The 8,730-nt window shown below is 56.7% G+C and carries 5 protein-coding genes and 1 pseudogene; 4 read left to right on the top strand and 2 right to left on the bottom strand.

The window, feature by feature from the left end:
- Nucleotides 1–112, top strand: a pseudogene (locus ROI90_RS18210) (IS5/IS1182 family transposase); the annotation flags it as partial.
- On the opposite strand, the gene ROI90_RS18205 reads toward ROI90_RS18210, so the two are convergent.
- Nucleotides 109–1,806, bottom strand: coding sequence for a matrixin family metalloprotease (locus tag ROI90_RS18205; protein ID WP_315999709.1), 1,698 nt, complete (start codon nt 1,804–1,806; stop codon nt 109–111). The pseudogene ROI90_RS18210 and the gene ROI90_RS18205 overlap by 4 nt on opposite strands.
- A gap of 252 nt (nt 1,807–2,058) precedes the next feature.
- Entirely contained in the window at nt 2,059–2,787 is a 729-nt protein-coding gene (locus ROI90_RS18200; RefSeq protein WP_315999708.1) for a recombinase family protein, read from the bottom strand.
- Here ROI90_RS18200 and ROI90_RS18195 point away from each other — a divergent pair.
- The 3 genes from ROI90_RS18195 to ROI90_RS18185 all read left to right on the top strand — a co-directional run bounded on the left by ROI90_RS18195 (nt 2,786) and on the right by ROI90_RS18185 (nt 8,228).
- Nucleotides 2,786–5,755 (top strand): Tn3 family transposase, encoded by a 2,970-nt coding sequence (locus tag ROI90_RS18195; protein ID WP_315999707.1) that lies wholly within the window; start codon nt 2,786–2,788, stop codon nt 5,753–5,755. The genes ROI90_RS18200 and ROI90_RS18195 overlap by 2 nt on opposite strands.
- Nucleotides 5,756–6,233: 478 nt before the next feature.
- Complete coding sequence (locus ROI90_RS18190; protein WP_243520663.1) at nt 6,234–7,241, top strand: helix-turn-helix transcriptional regulator; 1,008 nt, start codon at nt 6,234–6,236, stop codon at nt 7,239–7,241.
- 72 nt (nt 7,242–7,313) lie between these two features.
- Nucleotides 7,314–8,228: an exonuclease domain-containing protein gene (locus ROI90_RS18185; protein ID WP_243520661.1), complete on the top strand. Its 915-nt coding sequence runs from the start codon at nt 7,314–7,316 to the stop codon at nt 8,226–8,228.
- Nucleotides 8,229–8,730: the final 502 nt, after the last annotated feature.

Raw genomic sequence — 8,730 nt, 5'->3', positions numbered from 1 at the left:
TAGCCGCCTCAAGCAGTTTCGCCGCGTGGCCACGCGCTATGACAAGTTGGATGCCCATTTTCTGGCCTTTGTTCATCTTGCCGCAACCGTACTCTGGCTGCGTGACTGTTAACACTTCCTAGTCGTCAATGCCTGCATGGCGGTGTAGGAATTGCTAGTGCAGGTTTGCTGCCTTGTGCTGCGGTCAAGAATGTTAGCCCCCCCACCTATCTCCGGCTCGGCACTGAGATAGTAGCGTGCTTGCCGAGGACCCAGGAAATTATACATCAATTTGCTTTGGTCTTTTACATGCTGTAGGCCAATAGCGTGTCCCAGTTCGTGCAGGATACTGGTCTTGAAATCGTATTCATCCGCACTGTAGGGGTCCCCCTCTAGGCTGTAATTCCAAAATTTGTCCGGGTTAATCTGAATATCCATTGCCGTCGTGTACACGAAACGGCCGTTGGTAGCGGAATTGCTGCAAGTGCGGAAGTAGCCATACGTGGACATCAACCGTGCGCCCATCGTCCCAGATGGCGCGAAGGAGATGTTGCACTCGGGCGTGCCTTGTACGTAGGGGGTTGCGGCCGAAACATCGTCGCCGATGTTCACCAACGTTTCGCACCGCCATTTCTGGAGGGCGGCTTCAATCAGGCGTACTGCCTCGGGAGTGTTGTAAATGTTTTGGTCATACTTAAACGTGTAGCCCCCAGCACCGTTGGCGCTAACCAAGCGGGTTTGGCGATACGCCGTAGGCGTGATCAGCGGGTCGTTGTAGGTCGTTTCGGACCGGATGATGGTTATATCGGTGTTCGGGACGTTGCTTCGGATGTTATTTGATTCAACGTAGATGGGGCCAGTTCCGGCACTGATGCCAAATGGCGGATTCGTACCATCATTCGAAGGCACGTACAGTTGGATAATCGTATTGGTGAAGGAAAAGATGTTCTCCGGAGGACACTCGATGGATGCGTCGTTATTGGAGGAGGTGAAGAAAACGCGGGGTTTTGCCGTGCCAAAATCGGTGCCGTTAATCGTCAGTATATCGAAGGTGCCGGCCTTTATCGAAGTGGGGCTGAAGCCGGTGATCACCGGCGCGGCCGTGGGTGAGTTAGGGGCAGCGGCGGCTTCTGCGCCGGTTTGGCTGGCCGTTTTTTTTTGTGGGGCCACCGGGGTGGTGACCTTTTGCTGGGGTGGCGCAGTGGCGGCGAACGGGTCAAAACGCCGGGCATCAAACGATTTGAGTACGCGAGGAGTCTGACCAGCTGCCGCCGCGATGGGTGCCTGCACCAAGGCGGGAATATCGTCGTACACGCGGTAAGGCGTAATGGCTACTGTTTGCGTAGCCCGGGCCGGCCGTTGATACATCCAATAGCCTTGCGCCCCTGCATTTACCTCCACCGCGGGTGCCGCAGAGGCGTTGGCGGCCAAATCATTTTTGGAATACGGTTGGGCAAAAAACAACCCCGCACTGCTTTTTCCTAACGCGGGTTGATCACCATCAAATACCCCCATTCCCTCTTCACCAACAACTCCCCCTTCCGTAATAATTTCCATCGTAGGCCCCACGTTGCCTTTGAATACGGTAAACACCTCAATCGTGGTGGCGGTCAGAATTTTGGTATGCGAGGCGTTCCAAAAGCTTCGTTGGCCCACGACATGGCCCTCAAATACCAAGGGGTGGCGGCCCACTAATTCAGTTAAAGATAGTTCGCCTCCCTGGCGATTACTAGCTGGCTTCGGAATACTCTGCCCGACAGCTATTGGAGCATCTAAACTTGCTACCGCGAGGAGCAAAGTCAAGGCGTAGTGTGAAAATGTTTTCATACTGCAAAACGGTTAGAAGGTGGAAGTTCAAAACGCGTGCCGCAGGTGTGTAGAGCAGACGACAGAAAGTTTGGCACGGCGGACTATGTGCGCAGAAGTTCCTGCCGGATAACCAGAGTAAGCTAAGCAGAACAAGCCCAATAACAAGCTCGACAGCATATAAATAATAATACCGTCATTATATAATATAATTTATATGAATGAATGCTGCGCCTTTCCTCCTTCTGCGCCACTGCTATATGGGGCACGGGGCTAAGCTTTGAGCACTTGGACGTATTTGTAGACGGTCCCGTACGCTACAGCTGTCTGCTTGCTAATCTGATTCATGGAAACACCCGTTGCGTGCAACTGGGCAATTTCTTGTTGCTTGCTTTGCGGCAGCGGCGGTCGGGAAATGGACTTGCCTTGTGCTTTGGCCCGCGCCATGCCGGCACGCACGCGCTGGCTGATCAAAGCACTTTCAAACTGCGCCAGCGAGGCCATGACATGGAAGATCAATTCACCCGTTGGCGTGGTGGTATCAATGTTCTCCTGGTAGGAGATGAAGTCCACCCCCAGGCTCTGGAATTCCTTCAGTGCGTTGACCAGCGCCTGGGTCGAGCGGGCGAACCGGTCGTAGCGCCAGACCAGCACCGCGTCGAGCTGCCGTTTCTTGGCGGCGGCCATCATGCGCTTGTACTGCGTCCGTTCCTCGCTGGTGCCCGAGGCTTGGTCGACGTATTCTTCGACCACGGCGAAGCCGCGCCGCTGGGCATACTCGCGCAGCGGCCGCAGCTGCGTCTCCGGGTCCTGCCCTTTGTCGAGGGTGGAGACGCGGGCGTAGAGGGCCACGCGCGTGGGCTGGTCGGTCGATTTAGCAGGCATCGGGGCTATCAAAAAGGAGTTCCTTTGTAAAGCTACTTTTTTGGGTGTAAAATCGGCCCGGACACCCTGAAAAAGCGGGGTGTTTTCGGACACCCTTTTCGATAAGCCGAAATCCATGCCGCTCGACTTCCTCTCCGCCCCGGAACGGCTGCGCTACCAGACAGTGCCCGCCACCTTGCTCGAGGCCGACCTGCGGCAGCAGTTTCACCTGACGGAAGCCGACCGGCAATTCCTCGCCTCCTTTCGCGGGGCAGCTAACCGCTTGGGTGTCGCCCTGCAGCTGGGGCTGTTGCGGCTGATGGGCTTCCTGCCGGAGAGCTGGTGGGAGCAGCTGCCGCTTGACGTGCTGCCGTTCGTGGCCGCCCAGCTACTGGAAGACTCGCCGGGGCTCAGCGCGTACGGCAGCCGGCAGCAAACCCGCAGCGAGCATTTTCTGGCCGTGCTCAAGCACCTGGGCTTTCGCAAGTGGGAGCCGCTGGACCTGGCGTGGCTGGAACCCTGGCTGGTGGAGCGGGCCCTGGAGCACGACGACGAGCGGGTGCTGCTGGCCATGACCTGCCTGCGCCTGCAGCAGGAGAAAATCGTGCGCCCGGCCATCGGCACACTGGAGCGGCTGGTGGGCAGCATGAGCGAGCTGGCCTACCAGGAAACCTACCGGCGTTTGGCGCCCCTGATGGGCGAGGACGTGTGCCGGCAGTTGGACCAATTGCTGCTCCCGGATGAGGCCTTGCGCATCACCCGCCACCGCTGGCTGGTGCAGACGGCCAGCGCCGGCAATCCGGCTGCCATCACCACGGCCTTGGATAAGCTCCGCTACCTGGGCGAGTTGGGCGTGCCGGCCTGGGATGTACGCAGCCTGCATCCGAACCGGCAGAAGCGCCTGGCGCTGCTGGCCCGTAACCGCTCCAACCGCCACCTCGAACGCCTGCCCGCCGCCAAGCGCTACCCGCTACTGGTGGCGTTCCTGCGCGAGAGCTACCTGACGCTCACCGATGAGGTGCTGGGCATGTTCGATGCCTACTGGGAACACAGCCTGGCCAAGGCCCGCCGCGCCCACGACCAGTACCAGCAGCAGATTACCGCGGCCAAGGATACGGCCCTGCGCACGCTGGCCCAGGCCGTGGAAATCGTGCTCGACGAAGACCAGACCCCGGCCGGGCAGGTGCGCCCGAGCGTGTTCGCCTGCATTCCCCGTGAGCAGCTGGTGCTGGCCTGGGAAGCGGTGCAAACGATGCTCTACCCGACTCGTCATTCCCACCTTACGTTCCTGGCCAAGCGCTACAGTCTGTTCAAGCAATTCACACCCCGGCTGCTGGCGCAGATTGACTTTCAGCACGGGTTTATTGGCGACGACTTCCCGGCCGCGCTGGAATTGGTCGCCGACCTGCAGGCGGGCAGGCGCCGGAAGCTGCCGACAGCCCTGCCCACAGGCTTCTTGAAACCAACTTGGCGCAAGCTGGTCGTCGCGGAAAACAGCCCGGAGCCGGACGTGCGCCACGCCTATGAGCTGTGCGTACTCTCCACGCTGCGTGACCGGCTGCGCTCGGGCGACGTGTACGTAGCCCCCTCGCACCAGTACGCCGACTTGAGCAGTTACCTGATTGGCCCGGCCGAGTGGGAGCGGGTGAAAGGCGAACTGTGCGCCCAACTCAACCTGCCGCCCGTCACCACGGACCGGCTCACCCAACGTTTGCAGGAGCTACAGGAACTGCTGGCCCCGATGCAACAGCTGCTGGAAGCCGGAGGCGACGTGCGGCTGGAGGACGGAGAATTGGTCGTGGGCCGGGTCAGCGCGGAGGAGGTGCCGGCCGCAGCCCAGGCCCTGCAGCAGGAAATCAGCCGCCGACTACCGGTGGTGGACCTGACTGATATTTTAGTCGAGGTCAACGCCTGGCTGGGTTTTACTAACCACCTGCCGGGGCTGGAGCACGCCCCGCGCGGCGAGGGGCACGACACGCGCCTGCTGGCCGGGGTGCTCGCGCTGGGCTGCAATATTCCCCTCACCGACATGGCCCGCAGCACGGGCCTGCCCTACCAGTCGCTGTGGTGGACGGCCTCCAACTACCTGCGCGACGACACCCTGAAAGCGGCCAATACGCTCCTGGTCAACGAGCATCACCGGCAATGGCTGGCTTCGTACTGGGGCAGTGGCACGTTCTCTTCCTCGGATGGGCAGCGCTTCGCCGTCAGCGGCAAAGTGCGTAATGCCCGGGCCTTACCTACGTACTTTGGCACCGGCCGGGGCGTGACGATGCAGACGCACTCGTCCGATCAATACTCGCAGTATGGCAGTAAGGTCGTGCCCGCCACCTTGCGCGACGCCACCATCGTGCTCGATGAAATCGTGGATAACCAAACCGAGCTGGCCATCGTCGAGCACACGACCGACACAGCGGGCTACTCGGACATTATTTTCGCCTTGTTTGACCTGCTGGGGCTATTTTTCTGCCCTCGTATGCGCGACCTTTCCGATCAGAAGCTCTACAAAATTCGGGGCGAAGACTGGGTGTACCCCGACCTCAAATTCACGGGCACGCTCAACCCGGACTACATCCGCCGGCACTGGGACGAGTTGCTGCGGCTGGCCGGCTCGATCAAGTCCGGCCGGGTGACGGCCTCCCTCTTCATCAGCAAGCTGCAGGCCTATCCGCGGCAAAACCACCTGACCTACGTGCTGCAGGCCTACGGCCAGCTTATCAAGACCAATTTCATTTTACGCTACCTGCAAAGTCAGCCCCTGCGGCGGCGCATTCACGCCCAACTCAACAAAGGAGAGGAACTGCACGCCCTGCGGGCCTGGCTCTGGTTCGGCAGTGAGGGCGTGATCCGGCGCAAACAGCAGGAAGAGCAGGCCGAAGCCGCTCGCTGCCTGACGCTGCTCACCAACTGCGTGCTGCTCTGGAACACGGTTTACATGCAGGAGGTCCTGCAGCAGCTCCAAGCGGAAGGGTATCCGGTGGACGAGGCCCATTTTGAATACCTCTCACCCAGTCGCTACGAGCACATCAACCGACTGGGCAAGTATTCCTTCGAGAATCCGGCGCAGGTGGACCCGCAGCACCGTCGGCCCTTGCGCCAGTCGTAAGGGCCTCTTTGGAGTAGGAAATTTCTTAGCGTGTAAATCCGCCCCGTTGGAAGAAGAACCCCAAAAATGGGTAGCAACAAACTTACCCTCCTTACTCAACCGATGTCCGGCTACGACTGAGCAAGGATTTACTCTGTTGCCATGGCAAAGCAAATACTCTACTGTGCAGTCTATCTGCACAGTTTATATTACACGCATATTTTTTCATCTAATGCTTGGCAAATCATATTAACTGACTGATTTACAAATGAATAATTTTCACTATAGCAATAATGTTTGCCCTCCTGTTTTCTTTGTTCAAAGCAATTGTGCAATCTGACTGCACACAGGGCAGCCAGCAATGAGCCCCTTTTGAAGTACGCTGCCGGAAATAATGATGCTATCACGCATCTGAGTCTCCAGCGAGCAGCTTAACAAATACTTAAGATATCCGACCTGAATGGCCGTTTTGTACGGCTTGAGGTTGCTAGAATGATGTATGCCGACCAATAAGAACGCCCAGAACCGATACATCATCATTGATACTTGCCTGCGGCGTCGTAACCGCGTCTGGACTATTGAAGACCTACTGCAGGCAGTAAGTGACGATTATGTCGAGACGACAGCGGCCGGGAGCGGCGTTTGTATGCGTACCCTCAAAGAAGATTTGCATAACATGCGTTTACCCACGCATTACAATGCTCCTATAAAGTACACACGCCGACTAGGCTATCATTATTCCGACCCTGAATACTCTATTTTCAAAAGCTCGCTTACGAGTGAAGACCTTGTGCTTCTCCATCAAAGTCTGCATACACTAAAGGCGTTACGAGGCTTGGGGTTAACTGATGATTTAGACGAATTGATTCAGCGGTTGGAGCGACAACTGCCCAGTATCAGCGCCGCGGCGAGCCCTATTCTCCAACTTGAGGCGGCCCCTGATTACACTGGAACGCCCTATTTGAAACCCTTATACCTAGCCATTCGGGATAAGACTCCGCTGGTGGTGCACTACCAGTCTTACCGAGCAGCGCAGACTACGCCCGAGGAAGTCCACCCCTATTTACTCAAGGCATACAATGGACGCTGGTATCTGATTGGGTTTAACGAAGCTAAAGGGCCCCACCTGCAGAACTATGCCCTTGACCGAATTAAACAGCTGACCGGTAGTCAGGCGGCATTCCGCACTTCTGATGTTGATTTCAGTACCTACTATGAGTCTATCATCGGAGTGACAATACCAGAGCAGTCTGCCGGCGTTGAAACCATTCGCCTTCATATTGCTGCGGGACGGGCACCTTACGTGCGAACCAAAGCGCTGCATGCCAGCCAAGTCATTCTTCATGACACGGCGGCAGGACTTGAGATAGAGTTACGCTTGATTATCAATCAGGAATTGAAAACCCTGCTGCTTAGCTTCGGCCCAGACTTGCGAGTTTTGGAACCTAGCACTTTGCGTTCATCCATGAAAAGGCTGCTCAGGAAGGCTGCCTTAAATTATGAGTAGAATTCAGTAGCATTAGGGTAATTATTCTGAGTTAATAACTCAACCTGTAGCGGCTTTACTATTTCACATCTCATGAAGTTCATTGCTATTGATTTTGAAACCGCTACGGCTGACCGCGACAGCGCGTGCGAAATAGGCCTAGCTTTCGTGGAAGACGGTCAGGTAACCGATACTAGGTCGTGGTTGGTAAAGCCTCCCTCTTATCCCTATTTCGACTCATTTAACATCTCCATCCACGGCATCCACCCCGCCGATGTAGCTGACCAGCCTACCTGGGCCGAGCTGTGGCCCGAATTGCAGCCGCTACTGGAAGGGCAGCTGTTGGTGGCGCACAATGCGGGCTTCGATTTCAGCGTGATGCGCCGGACGTTGGAAGCGTACGAACTGCCTTTTCCTTCGCTGCATTATGTCTGCAGCTATATTTTCTCTAAAAAAGTATGGACTGGGCTACCCGCCTATGACCTGCATACGCTCTGTAAATTTCACGGCATCCCCTTGCAGCATCACCGCGCAGCCAGCGATGCACAAGCTTGCGCGCAGCTGGCATTGAAAACCTTTGCTCACGCCGGCGTAACGTGTCAAGACGACTTTGCTGAAAAGCTGCTAACCAACATCGGGCAGCTACATTCAGACGGCTACAACCCTTGCGTAACGCGGCGCATCTACCCTTCTAAAGACTTAAGCCTGATTAAGGGGGACCCAGCCAAGCATAAGCCCGACAACCTGTTCTATGGCCGCAGCGTGGTGTTCACCGGCACGCTCTCGTCCATGCAGCGCGCCAGTGCGCAGCAGCTTATTGCCGACATCGGCGGGATTAACAGCAATGGTGTCACGAAGGACACGTGCTTTCTGGTAGTTGGGCAGCAGGATTATCGCATCGTCGGTGATGACGGTATGAGCAGCAAGCAGGAGAAAGCCGTTAAGCTCATCGAAAAAGGCGCTGGGTTGGAAATACTATCTGAAGTAGACTTCCTTCGTAATCTGTAGAAAGCCTAGATGAAACAACCAGCTGATTTCTCCCCTTCCTGGAAACGCTTGACTGCTTTGACGGATGAACGGACGATGTGGGAGTTTGACGCATACTATCAGCGTGTTCATCCCTTGGTGCCCAACGTACCCAGAGCGGTGCTAAAGCAATGGATTCATGGGTTGCAAGGCGAATACGTTACAATGCGAAACTATGCCTGGCTGGATTACGACCACTCACTCTTTAGCTTAGAGCAGTGGCCGACGCAGGGTCTGCTGAACTTGTACGTGGTGGAAGAATATCGAGATTGTGTCCAGACCCGAGAGCGGTGCCAGGACTTCGAGGAGTTTTGCTGCACTAACCGGGACCTAGTCCACTGGAAGGCACATGGCACATGGCGCACCCCACCCGTAGTGCTGGATGTGGTCTCGCTAGGCCAGTTGCCACCGGATAAAGAGTTGGTAGTGCCTCACCAGTTAATCGAAGGTCATAATCGACTCGGCTATCTACTGGCGATGGCAG

Origin of the sequence: Hymenobacter endophyticus, from assembly GCF_032464715.1 — a bacterium.
GTDB classification, from domain to species: domain Bacteria; phylum Bacteroidota; class Bacteroidia; order Cytophagales; family Hymenobacteraceae; genus Hymenobacter; species Hymenobacter endophyticus.
The sequence above is the reverse complement of the archived record's forward strand: the minus strand, read 5'-3'. Positions and strand labels throughout refer to the sequence as shown.